Annotated in this window: 19 protein-coding genes and 1 tRNA gene; 15 read left to right on the top strand and 5 right to left on the bottom strand. The window is 47.0% G+C overall.

All coding sequences use genetic code 11. From position 1 onward, the window contains the following. From SIB74_RS11800 to mutS, 3 genes are read right to left on the bottom strand one after another with little or no spacing between them, the layout of a single operon-like run. Entirely contained in the window at nucleotides 1-2,928 is a 2,928-nt protein-coding gene (locus tag SIB74_RS11800) for a peptidase domain-containing ABC transporter (protein WP_063396493.1), read from the bottom strand. Next, on the bottom strand, nucleotides 2,925-3,686 hold the full coding sequence (locus tag SIB74_RS11805; RefSeq protein ID WP_063396938.1) for a peptidylprolyl isomerase: 762 nt from the start codon (nucleotides 3,684-3,686) through the stop codon (nucleotides 2,925-2,927). Before SIB74_RS11805 ends, SIB74_RS11800 begins: the two co-directional genes overlap by 4 nt. A gap of 53 nt (nucleotides 3,687-3,739) precedes the next feature. Next, nucleotides 3,740-6,523, bottom strand: a complete 2,784-nt coding sequence (gene mutS / locus SIB74_RS11810; RefSeq protein ID WP_063396937.1) for a DNA mismatch repair protein MutS — start codon at nucleotides 6,521-6,523, stop codon at nucleotides 3,740-3,742. A gap of 156 nt (nucleotides 6,524-6,679) precedes the next feature. Between mutS and psbZ the strand changes: the two genes are divergently transcribed. The 3 genes from psbZ to SIB74_RS11825 all read left to right on the top strand — a co-directional run bounded on the left by psbZ (nucleotide 6,680) and on the right by SIB74_RS11825 (nucleotide 7,580). Next, nucleotides 6,680-6,880: a photosystem II reaction center protein PsbZ gene (gene psbZ / locus SIB74_RS11815; RefSeq protein ID WP_011129459.1), complete on the top strand. Its 201-nt coding sequence runs from the start codon at nucleotides 6,680-6,682 to the stop codon at nucleotides 6,878-6,880. Nucleotides 6,881-6,935: 55 nt separating this feature from the next. Then, complete coding sequence (gene ribH / locus SIB74_RS11820; protein WP_063396936.1) at nucleotides 6,936-7,430, top strand: 6,7-dimethyl-8-ribityllumazine synthase; 495 nt, start codon at nucleotides 6,936-6,938, stop codon at nucleotides 7,428-7,430. Nucleotides 7,431-7,508: 78 nt separating this feature from the next. Next, nucleotides 7,509-7,580, top strand: a tRNA-Gly gene (locus tag SIB74_RS11825). Between the two features lie 13 nt (nucleotides 7,581-7,593). Here SIB74_RS11825 and SIB74_RS11830 read toward each other — a convergent pair. Next, on the bottom strand, nucleotides 7,594-8,064 hold the full coding sequence (locus tag SIB74_RS11830; RefSeq protein WP_063396492.1) for a GNAT family N-acetyltransferase: 471 nt from the start codon (nucleotides 8,062-8,064) through the stop codon (nucleotides 7,594-7,596). 12 nt (nucleotides 8,065-8,076) lie between these two features. Between SIB74_RS11830 and rfbA the strand changes: the two genes are divergently transcribed. The 5 genes from rfbA to rfbB all read left to right on the top strand — a co-directional run bounded on the left by rfbA (nucleotide 8,077) and on the right by rfbB (nucleotide 13,005). Then, on the top strand, nucleotides 8,077-9,006 hold the full coding sequence (rfbA, locus tag SIB74_RS11835; RefSeq protein ID WP_231906118.1) for a glucose-1-phosphate thymidylyltransferase RfbA: 930 nt from the start codon (nucleotides 8,077-8,079) through the stop codon (nucleotides 9,004-9,006). Further along, nucleotides 8,996-9,601, top strand: a complete 606-nt coding sequence (gene rfbC, locus SIB74_RS11840) for a dTDP-4-dehydrorhamnose 3,5-epimerase (RefSeq protein ID WP_063396490.1) — start codon at nucleotides 8,996-8,998, stop codon at nucleotides 9,599-9,601. Before rfbA ends, rfbC begins: the two co-directional genes overlap by 11 nt. A gap of 175 nt (nucleotides 9,602-9,776) precedes the next feature. Then, on the top strand, nucleotides 9,777-10,970 hold the full coding sequence (locus tag SIB74_RS11845) for a hypothetical protein (protein WP_156486153.1): 1,194 nt from the start codon (nucleotides 9,777-9,779) through the stop codon (nucleotides 10,968-10,970). An 18-nt stretch (nucleotides 10,971-10,988) separates the two neighbouring features. Beyond that, nucleotides 10,989-11,909: a dTDP-4-dehydrorhamnose reductase gene (gene rfbD, locus SIB74_RS11850; protein WP_063396488.1), complete on the top strand. Its 921-nt coding sequence runs from the start codon at nucleotides 10,989-10,991 to the stop codon at nucleotides 11,907-11,909. Nucleotides 11,910-11,949: 40 nt separating this feature from the next. Beyond that, on the top strand, nucleotides 11,950-13,005 hold the full coding sequence (gene rfbB, locus SIB74_RS11855) for a dTDP-glucose 4,6-dehydratase (protein ID WP_063396487.1): 1,056 nt from the start codon (nucleotides 11,950-11,952) through the stop codon (nucleotides 13,003-13,005). A 93-nt stretch (nucleotides 13,006-13,098) separates the two neighbouring features. Here rfbB and SIB74_RS11860 read toward each other — a convergent pair whose 3' ends face one another. Beyond that, nucleotides 13,099-14,595: a TIGR04372 family glycosyltransferase gene (locus SIB74_RS11860; protein WP_063396486.1), complete on the bottom strand. Its 1,497-nt coding sequence runs from the start codon at nucleotides 14,593-14,595 to the stop codon at nucleotides 13,099-13,101. A gap of 415 nt (nucleotides 14,596-15,010) precedes the next feature. Between SIB74_RS11860 and SIB74_RS11865 the strand changes: the two genes are divergently transcribed. From SIB74_RS11865 to neuB, 7 genes are read left to right on the top strand one after another with little or no spacing between them, the layout of a single operon-like run. Continuing rightward, nucleotides 15,011-15,991 (top strand): Gfo/Idh/MocA family protein, encoded by a 981-nt coding sequence (locus SIB74_RS11865; RefSeq protein WP_063396485.1) that lies wholly within the window; start codon nucleotides 15,011-15,013, stop codon nucleotides 15,989-15,991. Then, a complete protein-coding gene (locus SIB74_RS11870) occupies nucleotides 15,991-16,698 on the top strand; it encodes a cytidylyltransferase domain-containing protein (protein ID WP_063396484.1) in 708 nt (235 codons plus the stop codon). Before SIB74_RS11865 ends, SIB74_RS11870 begins: the two co-directional genes overlap by 1 nt. A 10-nt stretch (nucleotides 16,699-16,708) precedes the next feature. Further along, nucleotides 16,709-17,485 (top strand): oxidoreductase, encoded by a 777-nt coding sequence (locus tag SIB74_RS11875; RefSeq protein ID WP_231906117.1) that lies wholly within the window; start codon nucleotides 16,709-16,711, stop codon nucleotides 17,483-17,485. Further along, on the top strand, nucleotides 17,482-18,492 hold the full coding sequence (locus tag SIB74_RS11880) for an NAD-dependent 4,6-dehydratase LegB (RefSeq protein ID WP_413681733.1): 1,011 nt from the start codon (nucleotides 17,482-17,484) through the stop codon (nucleotides 18,490-18,492). Before SIB74_RS11875 ends, SIB74_RS11880 begins: the two co-directional genes overlap by 4 nt. Further along, entirely contained in the window at nucleotides 18,489-19,682 is a 1,194-nt protein-coding gene (locus tag SIB74_RS11885) for a LegC family aminotransferase (protein ID WP_063396483.1), read from the top strand. Before SIB74_RS11880 ends, SIB74_RS11885 begins: the two co-directional genes overlap by 4 nt. Beyond that, nucleotides 19,675-20,253, top strand: a complete 579-nt coding sequence (locus tag SIB74_RS11890) for a NeuD/PglB/VioB family sugar acetyltransferase (RefSeq protein WP_063396482.1) — start codon at nucleotides 19,675-19,677, stop codon at nucleotides 20,251-20,253. The genes SIB74_RS11885 and SIB74_RS11890 overlap by 8 nt, the downstream gene beginning before the upstream one ends. Next, nucleotides 20,253-21,263 carry an N-acetylneuraminate synthase gene (neuB, locus tag SIB74_RS11895; RefSeq protein ID WP_063396481.1) on the top strand — a complete coding sequence of 337 codons (1,011 nt, stop codon included), beginning with the start codon at nucleotides 20,253-20,255 and terminating at the stop codon, nucleotides 21,261-21,263. Before SIB74_RS11890 ends, neuB begins: the two co-directional genes overlap by 1 nt. Nucleotide 21,264: the final 1 nt, after the last annotated feature.

Raw genomic sequence — 21,264 nt, forward strand, 5'->3', positions numbered from 1 at the left:
TCAGCTCGACTCCTGCTGGCGATAGAGGGCGTAGTACCGACCTCGTTTTTCCATCAAGACTTCGTGAGTGCCCATTTCCACGATTGCCCCTTGATGCATCACCACAATCACGTCGGCTCGACGAACAGTGGAGAGCCTGTGGGTGATGAAAAAAACCGTGCAGTCATGCATGGCGTTGACGAGGTTGTCGCAAACTTTGCGTTCGGTTTCGTAATCGAGGGCGCTGGTGGCTTCGTCCATCACCAGCAGTTTGGGATTGCTTAAGAGCGTGCGAGCGATAGCGATCCGTTGACGTTGACCTCCGCTTAAGGAGGAGCCTCGTTCACCCACCGGCGTGCTGTAGCCGCTCGGTAGCGTCATGATGAAATCGTGGGCGACTGCCAACTTTGCAGCCATGATGATTTCGTCGTTATCGGCATCAGGCTGGGTGAGGGCTATGTTTTCGCTGATCGAGCCTGAGAACAGCAGAGGATCTTGCGGCACGATCCCGATCTGGCGTCGTAAGGAGTAGAGCTCCACTTTGTCGATGTCATAGCCGTCGATGAGGATGCGACCTTGATCTGGTGAATAGAGACGAGGCAGCAGCTTGACCAATGTGCTCTTGCCGCTTCCGCTCTGACCCACGATGCCCACAAAGGTGCCAGCCTCGATGTTGAGGCTGATGTCTTTGAGTACTGGTGCTGTTGATTTGCTGAAGCTGAAGCTGAGATCTTCAAAGCTCACATCTCCTTCAAGCGGTGGCAGTGGAACTTTGCCTTTATCGAGGTCATTTGATTCTTGTGGGGTGTCGATCACATCCGCAAGACGTTCAAAACTCACCCTCAGTTCTTGGATGCTCTGCCAGATCGTTGAGAGCCTTAGCAGCGGTTGGGTGACATAGCCGGAAATGATGCGAAAGGCGATCAGTTGTCCAAGGGTTAGGTCTCCAGCCAAAACCATGCTTGCGCCTACCCAAAGCACAAGTAATTGGGAGATTTTTTGTAGCACCTGACTGGTTTGGCTTAGGGCCGTGCCACTAATTGTTTTTTCGAAGCTTCGGCTGATGTAGCGGCCGTAACGTTCTTGCCACTTCCAACGGCTGATCATTTCTACGTTCTGAGCCTTCACTGTTTGGATGCCTGTTAGCACCTCAACCAGGTGGCTTTGAGTCTTGGCATTTTCCTCGGCAGTTTGTCGGAATTGACGCCGGAAAAGAGGTGCTCCCAACAGTGTGAGTCCGACCTGAATCGGTAATACAGCCAAGGCAATCAGGGTCAGCAGCCAGCTGTAGATCACCATGACCACCACATAGATCACAGAGAAGGCAGCATCAAGCAGGGTGGTCAATGCTTGGCCGGTGAGGAAGTTGCGGATCTTCTCCAGTTCGCTCACCCTTGAGCCCAATTCGCCAACTGGGCGCTTGTCGAAATAGCCCAGTGGTAGTCGAAGTAGGTGGTCGATCACTTCAGCGCCTAGGCGTTGGTCGATGCGGTTGGTGGTTTCAGCGAAGAGAAAGGTTTTGAGACTGCCCAACACACCTTCAAGCACAGTCACGATGACAAGGGCAAAGCCAAGGATCTGCAGTGTGTCGAGGCTGCGTTGATTGATGACCTTATCGATGATGACTTGGATCAACAGCGGGTTGGCCAGCGTGAAGAGCTGGACCACGAAACCGGCGATCAAAACTTGGATTAAGACACCCCGATAGCGCTGCAGTGCTGGCCAGAACCAACTTGGACCAAAGGCCTGCTCAGGAGTGGTGTTGGAACGGTCTAGGAGCAGCAGTTCGATGCCTTCAGGAAAGGCTTCCTCCAGCTGACTCGGATCTAGCTTGATAAAACCCTCGCTTGGTGAGGCCAGGGTGAGGCCTAGTTGATCGCTGCGTGTTACGAGAGCAAAGCTTTGATTCCATGGCACCAAGGTGGGGGTCTGTAAGCGAGTGCCCATCAAGGCTGGTACCTTGGCTCCGGCAACGTGTAAGCCAAGTCCGGCTGCGATCTGGCCGCACATTCGCAGGGTGGGAGTTTGGCCGCGGCGCAGACTGTCACGCAGAATTTTCTCGATCGAGTCGCGTCTGAATGGCAGCTTCATCAGCTTGGCCAGCATCTGGAAGCAGGCCAGGGTTTCTTGGAGAGGGCCTTGACCGCCAATGAAGAAGTCTTCGGAGCTTGAGGGGCTATTGAGGCTGCTGACGGGTGGTCTTGATGGTGCGAGTGACAGTGTTGTCTCAGGGGTCTCTTCGTCGTTCTGCAGAGCTGCATTGCTCTTGCTATCGACTGCTGGTCTGAGCAGAGTGGCTAGCGAGTCGGCTGGTAGGGCAATCAGCCTTAGGCAGAAACCAGATTGGGGTTTGCTTAACTCACGAATTGCTGCGATTGAGTCCAGCTCAGTGTTGATCTGGCAGCTGGGTATCGACGAGGCGAGGAATAGACGTTTGCCATTGTTTAGGGCTGCTTCTGCTTCATCGTTATTCGCGCGCATCAATGTGGCCAGAGGGCCGAGTATCTTCAGCCATGCCTCCAGGGAATGGTGGCTCTTGGGTGTGCTTGCACGGATCCCTTGGAGAAGTGCAGCGACTTCAGCGTCCCAGAGGTAAGCCTCACAACAGTCTCGAATGTCTTTTTCAGAGTTGTAGAGCTGTTGGAAGGTTGCGTCTGTGATGCTCCAAGCCACAAGCTCTGTAGCAGCTCGCACGGCTTCGCAAGATTCACCTCTTAGTAGAGAGACTGCTCCGATTAAGGAGCCGGATTCAAGTTTGATGCGGGTGGTCAAGCGACCATCACTGTTACCAAGCAGACGGGCGGTGCCGCTTTCGATCAGCAACACATGACCAGGGAGATAATTTTCTTCGCATAGGGATTGACCGATTTGAAACTTCAGCCGCTCACCTTTGGTCTGTAAAGCGTTTTGCAGTGGAGCAAGGGGGTGATTCAGATTCGCCAGTGTCATGTGAGGGCACCATTCTCAAATTGATCGCCGCGAACAACTGAGATCAGTTGATTGGTTTGTTGCTCAATCCAGCCATCGAATAATTCGATCGCCATGCGTTTTTGCATGTTGGAGTCAAATGTGGCGAGTTGCCGCTCTTCAAGCCGCGTGATGACCCACCATTGCTCGATTTTGAAAGGCTCCAGTAAGACCCCTGGGGTTGCTGTGCGTAAGCGCTGGCGAAGGAGGGGATGGGCTCTGCCGAGGCTTGCAGGCCCTACGAGGCCGTGGGACGCTCTTTCTCGGCCCTGGGAATGTTCGGTTGCCAGCACCGTGAAATCGGCTTCTCCGGCTTCGATCTGAAGGTAAAGCTCATGGGCCAGATCAGAATCCTCAACTCGGAGCAAGCTGTAGGTGAATTGATCGAGTTCTTCCTTGCGCTTGAGGAAGTGCGCTTCGGCTTTGGCGCTGAATTCTTTCAGACTTAAATATTGAACTTTTAAAGGGATCCCGAGTTGATGAATGAGGTCTGGCTTGATCAGACCTTGATGAGAGAGATATCGCTCGAGACGTTCCTCATCACTTAGTCCATGTTGCTCGCAGAAACTCGCAATCGCCTGATCCAGTTTTTCTGCGGGTAACTGAACAGCTGCGCAGGCTTGATCAATGACCATCCTCTGCACGAGTGACCTCAACAGGTTTTGACTGCGAAGCAGAATCACAATGTCTTCAGGGAGCTTGTTGAGGCTCTCCCGAACGTTCTCTTGGAGGTCGTCCACGATGTTCTTGGGTGCCAATTGAGGCTAGTGGGTCGGTGTGAGGCGAAAGGTTCTCAGCATTGTCTTTTGATTGTTTTCGCGCTTGGCAGGGCTGGCAGAGATGAGCCATCGTCTTGAAGCTGAGCTAACACCTGCCTTGCTCGTTGCACCACGTCGTCAGGCACACCAGCTAGACGGGCGGCTTCAATGCCGTAACTGCGATTTGCACCGCCTGCGGCCACCTGATGCAGGAACACCAGGTCGTCGCCTGTTTCCTCCACCAAAACTTGAGAATTGGCGACATTGGTCAGCTCTTGGCTCAGCCCATTGAGTTCGTGATAGTGGGTCGCGAACACAGTGCGGCTTCTTAGATCTCTTGCCAGGTGTTCGCTCACCGCCCAGGCAATCGAAAGGCCATCAAAGGTGGCGGTGCCACGTCCAATCTCATCGAGAAGCACCAAGGAACGATCGCTGGCGTGATGGAGAATGTTGGCCGTTTCTGCCATTTCCACCATGAAGGTGGATTGTCCTGCCGCTAGGTCATCGACGGCGCCGACACGGGTGAAGATGCGGTCTGCGATGCCAACACGGGCCTGCTTTGCAGGCACCCAACTACCCACCTGGGCTAGCAACTGTATGAGGCCGATTTGACGCAGGTAGCAGCTTTTGCCACTGGCGTTTGGGCCTGTGAGTACGACGAGGTCGATGTCCTTGCCAAGTTCTACATCGTTAGGGATGAAGGATCTCTCTACCAGTAGTTGTTCCACCACTGGGTGTCTGCAGGTTTTGAGCTGTAGTTTTCTGCTGTTATCGATTTCTGGGCAGCAATAGTCTCCAGTGGCGGCTACTTCTGCTAGGCCCACTAGCGCATCGAGTCCTGCCACTGCCCGGGCTGCTTTACGGATTGAAGTTGCCTGTTTTCCCACTTGCTCGCGCAACTGGCAGAATAGTTCGTATTCCCGTTGGCAGGCCCTTGCTCTGAGCTGGAAGATCTGTCCTTCCCGGGTTTTGAGATCTGGAGTGATGAAGCGTTCCTCGTTGGCCAGGGTCTGCCGGCGGATCCAGTGGTCCGGCACCATGGAAGCCTTGGCTTTGCTTACGGCTAGGAAGTAGCCGAAGGTTCGGTGATATTGCAGGCGCAGATTAGGGTTGCCACTGAGTTTCCGTTCTTGGATTTCCTGACCTGCAAGCCAGGTGTCTTGGTCATCCATTTTATTGCGCAGGCCATCCAGCAGCGGATCGACGTTGTCGTGCATGAGGCCTCCCTCGCTGAGGCTGAGCGGTGGGTTATTGATCAATTGCTCGCGGATACTCGCCGCCAGCTTTGGCAGGCTCTTATCCAGAGTCAGCAAGTTGTCTAGCCAGTGTGGGGCAGAGCTCAATGCATTGTGTAGTTGCTCTGCTAGCCGTGGTAATCGTTCAATGCCATCGGCGATAGCCACGAGTTCGCGGGCACCAGCATGACCGGCGCCTGCCCTGCCGGCCAGCCGTTCGAGATCTCCCATCGGTCGTAGCAAGCGTCGCAGTGAATGCCGCAACGAGCGTGTCTCCACGAGATGGTTCACCACCGCTTGCCGGGCGCGGATGGCTTTGCTGTCTAGGAGGGGGGCCTCGATCCAGCGGCGCAGGCAGCGGGCTCCCATGGCAGTGAGGGTACGGTCTACGGCCCACAGCAGTGACCCTTGAAACTGGCCATCCCGTTGGGTGCTAGTGAGTTCTAGGTTGCGTCGGGTTTGAGCGTCGAGTACTAAGGCATCGCCTGCGAACACTGTGAGCGGATGTTCCAGGGGCATCGGGGCGATGCCTTCATCGACGTTTTCAGCAAGGGGTTGGGTGTCCCTTAGATAAGTCAGCAGTCCGCCGGCGGCCCTTAGTGCCAAAGGCACCTCTTGCAGCCCTAGACCGTCAAGGGTGCTGAGCCGGTAATGATTGAGCAGCGTGCGCTCGGCCTCTGGCTGACTGAAGGGTGTAGTAGCCATCGTTGTCAGGAAGAGCTGCTCCGGACACCACGCAGGCCTGCTGCTTTCTCCGATCTTTTGAGCGATGATCAGTTCCGAAGCCTCGAGTTGAGCAAGGTGTTGGTGCAGCTCATCGCTCCCCTCCTGTTGCGTGACAAGGAATTCGCCTGTGCTGACATCGGCGTTGGCTAGACCCCAGCAAAACGGTTGGTTGCCTTGTGCTGGCTCAACTACAACTGCTGCCAGCCAATTGTTGCGGCGAGCTGTCAGCATGCCTTCGGCAAGCACCGTGCCTGGGGTGAGCACCCTGGTGATGTCGCGTTTGAGCAGTGCGCCTTTGCTTGGAGTTGTTTCCAGTTGGTCACAAATGGCAACGCTTAGTCCATGGCGGATCAATTCGGCGCAATAGCGCTCTGCAGCGTGGTGGGGGACGCCTGCCATTGGCACACGGCCGATCCCTTTACCTCCTTCCTTGCCAGTGAGAGTCAGCTCCAGCAGCCTTGAGAGCTGAATGGCATCTTCAAAAAAGCATTCAAAAAAATCGCCGAGTCTGTAGAGCAAGATCCTTTCGGGATGTTTGGCCTTGAGTTCCACGTAGTGACGCAGCATTGGCGTGAGCTGCTCAGGGTCAACGAGGTTGTGGTGTGCCCAGGCGGGCAGGTCGTTGTCTTTATCGGCTGTTTCGAGTTGCTCTTGGCTTTCAGAATCAAGTGGGATGCTTGGAACGGATGTTGGCTTATGTCGATTGCGGGGCCTTTTTAGGGATTCGTCGACGAGTTCTTGATCAGAGAGATCGTTACGCAGAGCCCGTGTAATCGTTTCTGAGCAGCTTTCAGCGTTTGCCTGCGGTTCCAGATCACCAAACAGACTGCCTTGCAATAACTCAGCGTTGGCAGTCATTGGATAATCCTGCCAGCAAAGAGATGGCATCGTAAGTCTGGTGTGCTGGGCAGGATGTGAAGCCTCGCGACACCCATGGCGGCCTTTTCATGAGAAGCCTCGGCCTCGTGGGAGAATTTTCAAAGATCAGAGCATTGGCTCCGCCGCCTCAACTCCATGCAGATCATTTCCGACATCGCTGTGAACGCCCTGTTGTTCGCATCATTGCTTTTGGTTGTTGGGATTCCGGTGCTTTATGCAACCCAAAAAAATCCTGGCGATCGCCGCAACCCTGAAATCAAAAAGATCGAAATCATTGGCGGGGTTTGGTTCCATCTCGTTTTGCTCAACGGAGCAATCAGCTTTTTGGTGGTTTGAACCAATCACTCACTTGCTGTGATGAGAGCATGTGGGCAGTTTCTGCCACTGAATGATGGCCACATATGAAGGGCGTTATACCGATGCACAAGCTCTGCGTATAGCTGTTGTTGTTGCCAGGTTTAACGACTTGGTGACTGGCAAGCTTTTAAGTGGCTGTCTTGATTGTTTGGCTCGCCATGGTGTCGACACATCGTTCAACAGCGATCAACTCGATGTGGCATGGGTACCTGGAGCCTTTGAGTTGCCGATCGTGACTCAGGCACTCGCACTCAGTGGTCAATATCAAGTGGTGATCACTCTTGGTGCGGTTATTCGTGGTGACACGCCCCATTTTGATGTGGTGGTTGCTGAGGCCAGTAAGGGCATTGCATCAGTTTCAAGGGAGACAGGTGTGCCGGTGATTTTTGGTGTTTTAACAACCGACACGATGCAGCAGGCGCTTGAACGGGCTGGCATCAAGAGCAATTTGGGCTGGAGTTATGGGCTACAGGCTTTAGAAATGGGCTCGCTGATGGCAGTGCTTCGCTCAGTCACTTCCGCCAGCTGATTGATTGGAATTGACCAGTTCCCCTTCGGTGGTGCATGCTGTCTTTGTCCAAGGGGAGACATCCCTAAGGCATGAATTGCGGATGTAGCTCAGTGGTAGAGCATCTCCTTGCCAAGGAGAGGGTCGAGAGTTCGAATCTCTTCATCCGCTTGCCAAGGTTTTTTTAAGGTCTGTTCAAGACCTCTTCTAAACACAGTAATTTCTGTTTCTTGGTTTTTTGGAAGCCGAGTTGCTTGTAGAAGTCTGTACTTTTGGTTGTCATGAGATAGACCCGCTCAACATTGCTGATCGTGGGTGCAGTGAGCAGGGCTTCCACAACTTGGCGGCCTAGGCCACACCCTTGAAGGTCGCCGGCGACGACCACATCCCAGAGCACGGCACGGTAGATGCCGTCGCTGGTAGCCCGGCCAAAGCCGATCATGCGTTTGTCATGCCAGAGGGTTATCACTACAGTGCTGCCAGCAAGGAGGCGGCGCAGTTGGGCGATGCTGCGTCCACTAGCCCAGAAAGCGTGCTTATTGAATAAGCGCTGCAACTTCAGTAAGCCGCGTGTTGGTCGTAGGCCTGGTCCCAGGCCAAACCAACGCAGCCCAGGAGCTCCAGGGGCGTGTTGGATTAGGCGGATGGCTGCCATTGATCGAGCTCCATGGCAGCATCCTCTCAGCGACAGAGTTCAATGATGCGCAAAGGCATCATCCTTGCTGGGGGCAGTGGCACGCGTCTGCATCCGATCACTCAGGCTGTGAGCAAGCAGTTGCTGCCGGTTTACGACAAGCCAATGGTCTATTACCCGCTTACCACGCTGATGTTGGCGGGTATTAGGGAGGTATTGATCATCACCACTCCCAATGATCAGGCGGCTTTTCAGCGCTTGTTTGGAGATGGCAGTGCCTTGGGGATGGAGATTCGCTATGCGGTGCAGTCCAGTCCTGATGGTTTGGCTCAGGCGTTTGTGATTGGTGCTGATTTTTTAGCTGAAGCACCAGCAGCATTAGTGCTCGGAGATAACTTGTTTCACGGTCATGATTTGGTACCCCAGCTTTTGGCTAGTAATGCTTTTGGGGCTGGTGCCACGGTGTTTGCTTATCCGGTGCGTGATCCAGAGCGTTATGGCGTTGTCGAGTTTGCTGCTGATGGGCGGGTGTTGAGCATTGAGGAGAAGCCTGCAAAGCCCAGGAGTCGCTATGCCGTGACCGGTCTTTATTTCTATGACTCCACGGTGGTTGAGCGTGCTAGGCGCGTGGAACCATCGCTGCGTGGAGAACTTGAGATTACTGATCTCAATCGTCAGTATTTGAGCGAAGGATCACTACGCGTGCAATTAATGGGTCGTGGCATGGCTTGGTTGGATACGGGAACCTGTGATTCGTTGCATGAGGCGGGTGCATATATCCGCACCTTGGAGCATCGACAGGGTCTCAAGGTTGGTTGCCCTGAAGAGGTGGCTTGGCGGTTGGGATGGATCACGGCTGAGCAGTTGGCCGATTTGGCTGCTCCCCTATGCAAGAGCGGTTATGGCGACTACCTCCTGCAAGTCCTTGAGAATCCTCAATCTGGATCCATCAATGCAAGCTGAAGTCCTGACCACGTCGGCAGGGATCCATCTAAAGGGACCTTTGTTGCTGTCTCCTCAGGTGCATGGCGATGAGAGGGGATTTTTCTTTGAGAGTTGGAATCAGCGTCGTTGGCAGGACGTTTTGGCAAGTCATGGGCAGGAAGCGCCTGAGTTTGTCCAAGACAATCACTCGCGTTCGTTTTGTGGTGTGCTGCGCGGACTTCACTATCAATTGCCGCCGCATCCCCAGGGCAAGCTGGTGCGTTGCGTGGTAGGTGAGATCTTTGATGTTGCAGTTGACCTGCGCTTCAATTCCTCCACTTATGGGCATTGGGTGGCCGCGCGTTTGAGTGCTGAGAACCATCAGCAGCTTTGGATACCGGTTGGCTTTGCCCATGGTTTTCTGACTCTCTCAGAGAGTGCTGAGGTGCTTTATAAAGCCACGGATTTCTGGAGTCGGGAGTGCGAGCGTGCGATTCGCTGGGATGATCCACGTTTAGGCATTGCCTGGCCAGTTCTGCACGTGGATGGAGATCAGATTCCAGCATCTCTTTCTCAGAAGGATGCTGTTGCTCCTTTGATGGAGGAGTTGTCTGCAGCTCAAACCTTCAGATGAAGGGCATACAAGCGCCTTAACATCAGCTGAGAGACGGCTGAAACCTTCAGATGAAGGGCATACAAGCGCCTTAACATCAGCTGAGAGACGGCTGAAACCTTCAGATGAAGGGTATACAAACACCTTGTTTTGACTAGTCTGAATGAGAGGCTTGAGCATGATCTAGCAAGTTATTATGTGTTTCTTGTGTGAATTTAATCGGCAAATAGAACTCAAAACAGGTGGCTATAACTATCGCAGTACTGCGATGAGGGCAATTGCGGCGAATGAGCTGATTGGTGAAGATTTGGCGACCTTTACGCGGGGTCAGCTCAATCGTGATGGCTTCATCGATATCTATTTGCATACTCCTGGTGGTGCAGTGACGGTAGGAGGAGGGAGTTTCGGTAGCCAAACAATTTCTAGCCTGCCAATTAGTGCAGCAGATCAACAGTTTCTTCAGGAGATTGTGCGATTCCTTGATCAGCGCTTGGACGCTGAGTTTCGCTTCACAAGCGATAAAGAAGTTAGCGATATTCAATTGTATTATGATAGCGAGATCAACCTTGGTGGCGACATTCTGGGTCTCGCCACGACGAATAATGAGGCGGGTCGTGATTGGTGGGAGCTATTTATCAATGCGCCGGCTTTTGGTGCTGATTTGAAATATTTGCGGTATTCCCTCATCCATGAATTAGGGCATTCACTAGGCCTTGAGCATCCTTTTGATATCACTGATGGTGATGCGGTCAATGGGATTTCAGATCCATGGACCAGTGCTTATCCAGAAGAGACTGTGATGGCCTATCGCTCTCCTTCTGCGGGGAGTTGGCCGAATGCCTATACCGTTAATGATTTAGAGGCTTTGGTATCGATTTGGGGCGCTGAAACGCAGGTTTTCTCTAATCACTCAGAACAGATTTTTGGTGGAGATTACAGCGAAGTAATCATCGCGGCTGGCGGGGACGATGCATTGTTTGGTGCTGGTGGCAATGATGATCTCTTGGGTGGTAGAGGTTTTGATCTTGTACGCGGTGGCCCTGGCGATGATGTTGTTCGAGGAGGCAAGAATGCAGATCAGTTGTATTCAGGGAGTGGTAGCGATACGTTGAGGGGAGGGCGCGGACACGACCAGCTCACCGGTGGAGTTGGTGATGACCTTTATTGGGGTGGTTCTGGAGCCGATCTATTTCGCTTCACCTCAGGTAATGACACGGTATTTGATTTCAATATTTTTGATGCTGATCGCCTTGGCTTAGAAGCTGGTTTGAATTATTCCATTGCTCAGCAGGGCAACGATCTGCTTGTTCAGACTTCTCTTGGCACGATCACGCTAATGGGCATCAATATTACTGAATTTGATGTCAATACTCAGATCATTAATCTTTAGCCTCTCGCTTTCTCCTCTATGCCTTTGCGGGCTTTATTAACCGGCTCCACGGGTCAGTTGGGTCAGGAGTTGATTCGGTCTTGTCCAGCAGATGTTGAGTTGTTTGCTTTTGATCGTTCACAGTTGAATCTTGCCGATGCTGATGCTTGCAAAGCGATTGTGGACACACATCGCCCTGATTGGGTGCTTAATGCTGGTGCTTATACCGCCGTGGATCGAGCAGAAAAGGAACCTAGGCTCGCTCATGTTGTGAATGCTGACGGGCCGCAGGCCTTGGCAGTGGGCCTGGCTGCTCATGGCGGACGGATGTTGCAATTGAGTACTGATTTTGTCTTTGATGGCCAGCAGGGTACCCCATATCATCCTCAGCAATCTCTTTCGCCACTGGGTATTTATGGCGCCAGTAAGGCAGCTGGTGAAGAACAAGTACTAAACGTTTTGGGAGACCGGGCACATGTGCTGCGTACCAGTTGGCTTTATGGACCGGTTGGCAGCAATTTTTTGCTCACGATGTTCAGGCTTCATCAGACGAAAGCTGCGGCCAGGGAGCCATTGGCGGTGGTTGCTGATCAGGTTGGCTGCCCGACCAGCACATTGGGCCTGGCCAAAGCCTGTTGGCGATTGATGCAGCGGGCTAGTCAAGTGCAAGATGAAGGGATCGAAGAGCAGCAGCTGCCATCGATTCTTCATTGGAGTGATGCAGGAGCTGCAAGTTGGTATGACTTTGCTGTAGCTATTGGTGAGTTGGGTGTTGATGCAGGGCTGCTTCAACAAGCAGCGACTGTCATACCCATTACAACTGCCGAGTACCCCACTCCTGCCAAGCGTCCTAGTTATTCATTGCTTGCTTGCAGTAGCAGTTCGGCTGCTCTTGGACTCGAACCACAGCACTGGAGAGAAGCCTTAAAAGCGGTGATCGCCGTGTTGGCTTCTGACTAGGTTCACCCAGTCGACTAAGAATATCGCAATTAACCGAAGCATGATGAGGGTTTTGGTGACAGGTGGAGCGGGATTTATTGGTGGTGCAGTGGTGCGACGCCTGCTGGCAGATAGTGGCACCATCGTCTTTAACCTCGACAAGCTTGGCTATGCAAGTGATCTCACCGGTATTCAGCAGCAATTAGTTGGCAGCGTTGCTGAGCGTCACGTGTTGCAACAGGTCAACCTTGTTGATGCGGAGACCACAGTCGCAGCAGTACAGCAAGCGGATCCTGATCTTGTACTCCACTTAGCTGCTGAAAGTCATGTGGATCGCTCGATTGCTGGGCCTGAGGAGTTTCTGGCTAGCAATGTGAGCGGCACTTTTAATCTTCTTCAGGCTGTTAGGAAGCATTGGGAGGCATTGCCAAGGGAACGCCAAGAGCAATTTCGCTTTCATCACATCAGCACGGATGAAGTTTTCGGGTCACTTGGTAAGAGTGGACGCTTTTCAGAAACCACTCCATACGATCCACGCAGCCCATATTCAGCGAGCAAGGCAGCTAGTGATCATTTTGTGAACGCATGGCATCACACCTATGGATTGCCTGTTGTCTTAACCAACTGCTCCAATAACTATGGCCCTTGGCAGTTCCCGGAAAAGTTAATCCCTGTGGTCATTCTCAAGGCGCTGGCCGGTGAGCCGATTCCCCTCTATGGAGATGGTGCCAACGTGCGTGATTGGCTATTCGTGGAGGATCATGTGGATGCGCTTCTGTTGGCTGCTACCAAGGGCAAGCTGGGTCACAGTTATTGCGTTGGCGGCCATGGAGAGCGTACGAACAAGCAAGTGGTGGAGACAATCTGCACCGTGCTGGATCAACTGAGACCTCAGGGTGCTCCCCATGCGGGTTTGATTACTCTGGTGGCTGATCGTCCTGGCCATGATCGCCGCTACGCCATCAATGCCTCCAGGATCAGCAGCGAGTTGGGTTGGCAGCCTCGCCATGGCTTAGAGCAGGGTCTGGAGGCCACGGTGCGCTGGTATCTCAGCAATCTGGACTGGTGTCAAGCGGTCCTGCAGCAGGCCGGTTACAGCGGGGGGCGTCTGGGCTGAAGCTGACGAGCTGGTTGAAGGGGATGACCAGTGAGGCTCTGAGAAGAGCTAACACTTTAAATTTATATACTTTAACTTCGCGACTTTTTTGCATCACGAGGTTTTAGATACGCTGATATTTTCACTATCAATAAATGCATAGCCTTTGCTTAAATTGGAAAACTTATTTTTTATACATAAACGTAAAATTTCGTCACGTAAGTATGAGGAAAAGCTGCTAAAAGGCGATGCTGCTGCCCTGTCTTCCCAGTTTCTAACTAAATCATTAATGAAGCGGTCTATTGTTCTATTGGGAACCATTGTCGCTATTGTCTTGATTGAATTTAATTGACGGTGAGAGAAATGACTAGTATTGTTGTAATAATCACGATTAAGTCTTTTTAATTCAGGTATCATTGCCTTAACTTCGCAAAGTGCAGTTGCGATAAAATTAGTTGAACTATGACATTCAAAATCTTCGCCTTGATAATCACCATTTAAATCACAAAAATAAGCCTCAATCCATGCTTCTATAGTTGTGTTTAGTTTTGGCGGCTTCGTAAACATTAGCTGTTCTGACCACAAGTGCCCACTAGCAGTTGATAAGTCAATGCAGTTAAATAATATTGTTGGTTTTGACAGGAGATTTGCGACGTCCATCGGACCTGATTGCGTACCGATATATAGAAAGCATTTTCGAATCAGTTCAAGTTCTAATACTCGTCTTAAAGACTCATCTTTGAGAAGATTAGGCAAGTTAATGATTGAATTTCTAATAGTAAAATCTAATGAGTTGCGATCACCAATAATTATAACCTTTGAGGCGGTTTTCATAGATAAGCTTTCTAGGCTGTTAATAAAATTATTTACATTGGAATTACGATTCCGTCTATTTGCATCGTTATGATAAACACTAGATCTTACATGAAAGATAATTATTTCTCCTGAAAATAAATCGTTTAGATGACTGCATGTTGAAAAAATAGATTTATGAAATATTTTCTCAATAGAAGCATTTAATAATCGTTGTAGTAATTGAAGGCGTTTACTATTGATGTCATCAATAGTATGAATACTTAACTCTTTCCATAAATTATCTATGCCAATTCTTGGAAATGACCAATAGTATGAAAGGCCAGATACATTGTTTCCCGAGAGTATATTGATTCTCTTAATTATATATTTGCCCACCAGTAAGTATGTAAACCTTTGCACTATAAAGATTACATTGAAAATTAACCAAATGCTGTTGTACTTCACGCTGCCTATCATTTCTTTGGAATAGTTTTGGCATGCACTGCTTAGAGATAAATTACATTGCTTATATTGTAGAAGTCTTTGTAAATGATGAGCCGGGAATAGAATAACAGGTTTTTTTTCGTTGATTGCACATAATAGAGCATGAAATTTAATCTCTTCTGCCTGATTGCCAATCGCATAGGGAAGGGGTGATATTATCTGGCAATCGCTAAATAAATGGGATAAGATAAGATTATAAAATCTTGTGAGATTGAAGATAGTCGCGTCAATGACTACCCAGAAAGATTTTGAAAAAAATTTTAATTTAATTTTATAGCTTGCGGAAAAAAGATGATATGATCTTATTTTCAATGTCCAGCTCTTTTTGGAGTTTGTTGGTAATTATAGGGCTCTCCAGTAATTGTGTCCTCTAGAGGGGCGTATCACCCATAAACAATGAATGAAGTTTTGGTGTTCATATTATTCTCAGTACTGCCTTTCCATCTATATGGCTTATCATAATAACGTTCTATTCAGCTTAGATACTAACAAACTCATCTGCGAATGGTCTGGTGAACAAATTCACTCATGGATACTCGTACACTATACATTTACGTGACATTGGAATGTCTTTTAAGGTGTGCTGGTTTAGATAAAGACCAGCGATGATAATTTAAAAAAATGAGATTTCTGCTTGATACTTGACTAGTACCATTGCAATAATTTGAGGCTAACTCCAGCATTGAATTAGACTATGCTAAATTAAAACTATTATACTTTTCAATTAATGATTATTGAAAGTCCCGAGAAAATTCTTATATGTGGTTTTGGCAGCATGGGTAAGAAATATTATTCAGCAATTCAGTCTTTATGGAAAGATGTGGATATTGGTGTGCTGTGCAGCAGCAAAAGGAATCTCCAAAGTATTGCTGGTATTAAAATGATATATGACCAGATGGAGAATGCACTTAGTTGGAATCCAGATGCAGTAATTATTGCCACGCCTGCAAATTTGCATTTAAGCCAAGCCCTGGCATCGGCCAGTAGGGGTTTTCCCACTTTAATTGAGAAACCAATTGGAGTTGGAAATGAAAGCGAGCAAGAATGGTTGAAATTACTGGATCTGCAGGAACATACATTGGTTTATATCGGATACTTGCTCAGGCAAGACCCAGGTGCTTCTTTAGTTAAAGATTATATTAGGTCTAAGGAACTTGGCGAATTAATAATCTCTGATTTTTATTGTGGATCTTGGTTGCCTGACTGGAGGAAAGGAAAAGACTATAGACAATCTGTTTCGGCTAAAAGTTGCTTAGGCGGAGGAGTTTTACATGAGTTAAGTCATGAAATCGACATTTCCGAATGGCTATTAGGACCGATTAAAATTATTTCATCAATAACAAATAATTCAAACACTTTAGATATAAATGTAGAAGATCATGCAATAGTGTTAGCAAAGACACAACACTCCCTTGGAATGACAATCAGAATTGACTTTTGTACCTTTGAGGCTAAAAGAATTTACAATTTTCGCTTTACAAAAGGAGAGATTACTTGGGATCTGATTGAAGGCAAATTAGTAATTACAAGGCCTGAACAAGATCAAGAAGTACATTATTTATTTTCAGGCGCTCAGGAGAGATTGCTGCGTCAATTAGAGGATTTTTGGCTTGCCAAATGGAATCCAAGTACTAAAATGTGTACAGTCGCAGAGGCTTTGACTGTGCTAAGGCGAATTTCAGAGATTCAACAGATTGCTTGTTCCTAATGCCTGGGAAAGTTAATGCATTTATCTTTGCAAGGGGCGGCTCTAAAGGTCTCCCACGCAAAAATATTCTTCCTATCGCAGGTCATCCTCTTGTCGCTCATAGTATTAAAATTGCACAGCAAATAAGTTGCATCAAAGATATATTCGTTTCAACCGATTGCAGTGAGATTGGCACGATAGCCCAATCTTATGGCGCAAAAGTAATCTGGAGGCCTGAGGAGCTTGCAGATGATGATGCGCCAGAGTGGTTGGCATGGCAGCATGCCATTAAAAATGTCTATGAAAATTATGGTGAATTTGACATATTCGTTAGCCTGCCGCCTACATCTCCATGTAGAATAGTAGATGATGTTTTAGATTGTATTAAAGAGTTGGAAAATTGTAATGATATGGTTTTTGCAATTACAGAATCAAAGCGAAACCCCTGGTTTAATATGGTTAAATATGAAGGATCCAAAGTTAAACTAATCAATTCAAGTCAATCGATTACTCGCAGGCAAGATGCTCCTAAATGCTTTGATATTACTACTGTAGCCTATGCGGCAAAATGCTCCTATATAGTGCAATCAAATAGCATATGGGATGGTAGCGTAGGAGTAACACAAGTCCCTGAGGAGAGAGCCATTGATATAGATTCTGAATTTGACTTTAAGATCGCAAAGTTTCTAATAGAAAGCAGAAGCTTTGACAATTTGCTCACTTTATAGGCATCTACTTATGGAAATTGACCTTAGTTCTGAAACTATACTGGTAACAGGAGGTGTTGGAAGAATAGGCATGTCAGTTAGCACATTATTGCTGGAGGTGGGAGCAACTGTAGTGATCTCGGATATCAATGAAAAAAAGCTGGCCGATTTTGAACATCAAATGTCAGTTAACTTTAAGAATAAAATCTATGCCATTCCTGCAGATATTACTAATAAAACTAATATTGTAGAGCTTATTGGCAAGGCCTTTGATGTTGCTGGGCCAATTACTGGTGCTGTTCATTGTGCATATCCAACATCTCAAGGATGGGGTGAAGCATTTGATAGTCTTGAAGAAAAGTTTTTAAAGCAAGATCTAGGAGATCAATTGGGAGGAGTGATTTTATTTTCTCAACAAATTCTTGACCATTTTCTGCAGCATTCTGGGGGCAAACTGGTTCATATTTCGTCTATCCAAGGCGTGTCAGCACCAAAATTTCATCATTATGATGACACACAAATGAATTCACCCATTGAATACTCCGCGATCAAAACAGGAGTCATTGCAATTACACGCTGGTTAGCGAAAAAGTATTCCAATAAAAATATTCGAGTAAATTGTGTCAGTCCAGGCGGAGTTCTTGACAACCAACCAGAAGCCTTTATACAAGAATATAGGAGAAGTTGTAGCAACATAGGACTATTAGATTCTTCACAGATTAGTCCTTCTATAATCTTTTTATTGTCAAATTATGCTGAAGCAATAAACGGACAAAATATCATTGTAGATGATGGCTGGTCGCTATGAACAACTCAATGACTCGTGTATTAGTTACTGGAGCAGATGGATTTATAGGCTCCCATCTGGTTGAATGCTTATTAATAGAAGGTTATAAGGTCAGAGCTTTTTGTCTTTATAATTCACAGGGGAATTGGGGTTGGCTTGAACACCTACCCCAAGCTGTAAAATCGGAACTGGAAATTGTTTTAGGAGATATCAGAGATCCTCTCTGTGTAAAGAATGCGATGAAGGGTTGTCAGCAAACCTTTCATTTGGCTGCATTAATTGCTATTCCTTACAGTTATCAAGCACCGAGTAGCTATATAGATACAAATATCCATGGAACACTGAATGTGGTACAGGCGGCACGTGAATTAGAAATTGATCGAGTAGTTCATACTTCAACCTCAGAAACATATGGAACAGCTCAGTTTGTTCCAATTACGGAGGACCACCCTCTAGTTGCTCAATCTCCTTATGCTGCTAGTAAGATAGGTGCAGATCAGATTGCATTAAGCTATTGGAGAAGCTTTGAAACTCCTGTGACAATATTACGGCCTTTTAATACATATGGGCCTAGGCAAAGTACGAGAGCCGTTATTCCTACAATTATTAGTCAGATTGCTTCCGGACAAAAAAATATATCACTTGGAGCACTTAATCCTACAAGAGATTTTAATTTTGTAACTGATACATGCTCAGCTTTTATTGAGGTAGCAAAAAGCCCCGATGCTATCGGTTCAGTAATTAATGCAGCAAGTAATTTTGAAATTTCAATCGGAGAAACTGCACACCTTATTGCAGAAGTAATGAATGCTGAAATTACAATAAACCATGAACAAACTAGAATGCGTCCAAATGCTTCCGAAGTAAATAGATTGTTTGGAGATAACAGTCGACTGAAGAGTATTAGTAACTGGGTGCCTCAATATGGAGGTATTGATGGCTTTCGTAAAGGTATAAAAATAACCGCTGAATGGTTTCAGGAGCCATCAAACTTGGATCTTTATAAATCGAATTTATACACTATATGAACTTAGAATTACTTGATGCAATTGAGGAAGTTTGCTGTTACTCCTCAGCTTCTTGTCCAATTGCATTACATGAACCAGATTTTGGAGAAACGAATGCATTGGCCTATGTTAAAGATTGTATAGATCATGGATGGGTCAGTAGCGCTGGGCAATGGGTTACCAGATTCGAAGAGGAACTATGTAACCAAACAGGAGCATCGCATGCTATAGCGGTTTGTAATGGAACAGTAGCTCTCAGGCTAGCACTGCATCTTTTAGATGTTAAAGCTAACGATGAAGTCATAATGCCATCCTTAACCTTTGTGGCTACAGCAAATGCAGCCTCTCATCTTGGAGCAATTCCACATTTTGTTGATATAGACCAAGATACATTAGGATTGAGTCCTCTGGCTCTTGAAAGACAGCTACAAAACATTGCAATCAGAAAGGATAATCAGACGATAAATCGTATTACCGGTAGAAGAATTACATGTGTAGTCCCTGTGCATGTATTTGGCAATCCTGCTTTAATTGAAGATATTTGTGCAGTTGCAAATGAATGGAATCTGCCTGTTGTTGAAGACGCAGCAGAAGCACTCGGAAGTTGGTATAAGAATATTCACTGCGGTATGTACGGAAAAATGGGAGTGCTTAGTTTTAATGGTAATAAGTTAATCACAACAGGTGGAGGGGGTGCAGTAATAACAAATGACTCTGATATAGCACGTCAGGCTAAGCATATATCTACCACAGCAAAGGTACCCCATTCATGGGAATTTTTCCATGATCAAATAGGTTGGAATGACCGTATGCCTAATATTAATGCTGCTCTTGGAGTTGCACAATTGGAAAATCTTAAGGAACTAATAAAAGTGAAATATAACCTCGCTAATAAATACCGAAAATCCTTCAGTAATATTAAAAACATACAATTTATTGAATCAACTAGACATGGCAAAAGTAATAACTGGCTCATTTCTGTAAGATTTACTGATACAAATAGAGAAGAAGCCTGCCGACAAAAAGTTAACTTACTCGAAGTATCTCATCAGAAAGGAATTTTGCTTAGGCCAGCCTGGCAGCCTCTTCACAAGCTACCTATGTATAAGAATGTCCCAAAAGGTGAACTATTTGTCACAGAAGATCAATCAGATCGTCTTATATGTCTCCCCAGCAGCCCTCAGATTCTCAGAAAAGATAGTTATGAATAAATTACTGATTGCAGGATGTGGTGGTCATGCGAAGTCGGTCATAGATATTATTGAATCTCAAGATATATGGAAAATTCAAGGGCTTGTCGGAACAAAAGAGGAATTACACAAAACTTTGATGGGTTATTCAGTTGTTGGTTGTGATGATGATCTAGAAAATCTTAGCAAAATATGTCATTCAATTATAATAGGGATAGGGCAAATTAAGGACCCGACACCGCGCATTAAGGTTGCACAATTGATTAAAACCCTAAAATTTAATATCCCCATCATAGTATCTTCGAATTCATATGTTAGCAAACATTGCAAAATAGGTGAGGGCACCCTGGTGTCTCATGGCACTATCGTTAATGCAGATTCTCATGTAGGAAGGCACTGTATCCTTAATAGCAATTGTTTAATTGAGCATGATGTCTCCATTGGAGACTTTTGCCACATCAGTACAGGCGTTCTAATTAATGGCTCAGTCAAAATAGGAGATCGAAGTTTTGTAGGTAGTGGAGCAATTATACGAGAAGGCGTCGTAATACCACCTGGGTCTATTATAAGTGCTGGTAAACGAGTAATGTGATGTCCACTTACATAATTGCAGAGGCTGGAGTTAACCATAATGGAGATTTGCAATTGGCTAAAGAGTTGATTTATGAAGCATCCAAAGCAGGGGCAGATGCCGTTAAGTTTCAGTCATTTAGAGCAAACCATTTAGCAAGCCCTGATTCAATAAAAGCCAATTATCAGCAAAATAGTAATCTTGATGAAACCCAAAATAAAATGCTTAGTCGACTTGAGTTGACTACAAATCAACATTACGAATTAGCAAATCATTGCAATGATCATGGGATAAGCTTCCTTTCCACAGCATTTGGAATTCCTGAACTAAATATGCTAGTTACCCTCGGCGTTGGAATTATCAAGGTAGCCTCAGGTGAAATTACAAATCTTCCCTTATTAATAGCAATGGCCTCTTGTGCTAAAAAGCATAAAATGCCCATTTATATGAGTACCGGCATGACTAACTTAGGAGAAATAGAATCAGCATTTAACATTTTTTTAGAAGCAGGAATCAACCGAAACAGCATTACTTTGTTGCACTGTGTAAGTTCTTATCCAGCTCCTGAAATTGAGTTAAATTTGCATGCCATCCAGACTCTTAGGCATTCCTTCGGCTGTTCTATTGGATATTCAGATCACTCTCTTGGAATTATTGCACCAATAGCAGCTGTGGTTTTAGGAGCTACTGTTATTGAAAAGCACATAACATTAAATACACGGATGGAAGGGCCTGATCATGCATCCAGTCTGAACCCTAAGGAGTTTAGTGAAATGGTAACTAGTATACGCAAATGTGAAAAAATGCTAGGTGATGGATTTAAAGTTACTCAGCCATCTGAGCAAGATACAAAATATGTTGCACGGAGAAGCGTCAGGGCGGCAGAATTTATTAAAAAAAATAGTGTATTGACAGAAGATAATTTAATCTGTCAAAGACCTGCCGATGGACTCAGTCCAATGCTTATACAAAAAATCATTGGTACAAAAGCAATCCGGGATTTTAATGCAGGTGAATTAATTTCTTATTGAG

Source organism: Prochlorococcus sp. MIT 1306 (assembly GCF_047304515.1).
Lineage (GTDB): Bacteria > Cyanobacteriota > Cyanobacteriia > PCC-6307 > Cyanobiaceae > Prochlorococcus > Prochlorococcus marinus_D.

Bases quoted from the DNA above. Each gene is read 5' to 3' on its own strand.
- SIB74_RS11800 (WP_063396493.1), bottom strand. From the start codon at position 2,928: ATGACACTGGCGAATCTGAATCACCCCCTTGCTCCACTGCAAAACGCT.
- mutS (WP_063396937.1), bottom strand. From the start codon at position 6,523: ATGACTGCCAACGCTGAGTTATTGCAAGGCAGTCTGTTTGGTGATCTG.
- psbZ (WP_011129459.1), top strand. From the start codon at position 6,680: ATGCAGATCATTTCCGACATCGCTGTGAACGCCCTGTTGTTCGCATCA.
- ribH (WP_063396936.1), top strand. From the start codon at position 6,936: ATGGCCACATATGAAGGGCGTTATACCGATGCACAAGCTCTGCGTATA.
- SIB74_RS11830 (WP_063396492.1), bottom strand. From the start codon at position 8,064: ATGGCAGCCATCCGCCTAATCCAACACGCCCCTGGAGCTCCTGGGCTG.
- rfbA (WP_231906118.1), top strand. From the start codon at position 8,077: ATGGCAGCATCCTCTCAGCGACAGAGTTCAATGATGCGCAAAGGCATC.
- rfbC (WP_063396490.1), top strand. From the start codon at position 8,996: ATGCAAGCTGAAGTCCTGACCACGTCGGCAGGGATCCATCTAAAGGGA.
- SIB74_RS11845 (WP_156486153.1), top strand. From the start codon at position 9,777: ATGTGTTTCTTGTGTGAATTTAATCGGCAAATAGAACTCAAAACAGGT.
- rfbD (WP_063396488.1), top strand. From the start codon at position 10,989: ATGCCTTTGCGGGCTTTATTAACCGGCTCCACGGGTCAGTTGGGTCAG.
- rfbB (WP_063396487.1), top strand. From the start codon at position 11,950: ATGATGAGGGTTTTGGTGACAGGTGGAGCGGGATTTATTGGTGGTGCA.
- SIB74_RS11865 (WP_063396485.1), top strand. From the start codon at position 15,011: ATGATTATTGAAAGTCCCGAGAAAATTCTTATATGTGGTTTTGGCAGC.
- SIB74_RS11870 (WP_063396484.1), top strand. From the start codon at position 15,991: ATGCCTGGGAAAGTTAATGCATTTATCTTTGCAAGGGGCGGCTCTAAA.
- SIB74_RS11875 (WP_231906117.1), top strand. From the start codon at position 16,709: ATGGAAATTGACCTTAGTTCTGAAACTATACTGGTAACAGGAGGTGTT.
- SIB74_RS11880 (WP_413681733.1), top strand. From the start codon at position 17,482: ATGAACAACTCAATGACTCGTGTATTAGTTACTGGAGCAGATGGATTT.
- SIB74_RS11885 (WP_063396483.1), top strand. From the start codon at position 18,489: ATGAACTTAGAATTACTTGATGCAATTGAGGAAGTTTGCTGTTACTCC.
- SIB74_RS11890 (WP_063396482.1), top strand. From the start codon at position 19,675: ATGAATAAATTACTGATTGCAGGATGTGGTGGTCATGCGAAGTCGGTC.
- neuB (WP_063396481.1), top strand. From the start codon at position 20,253: ATGTCCACTTACATAATTGCAGAGGCTGGAGTTAACCATAATGGAGAT.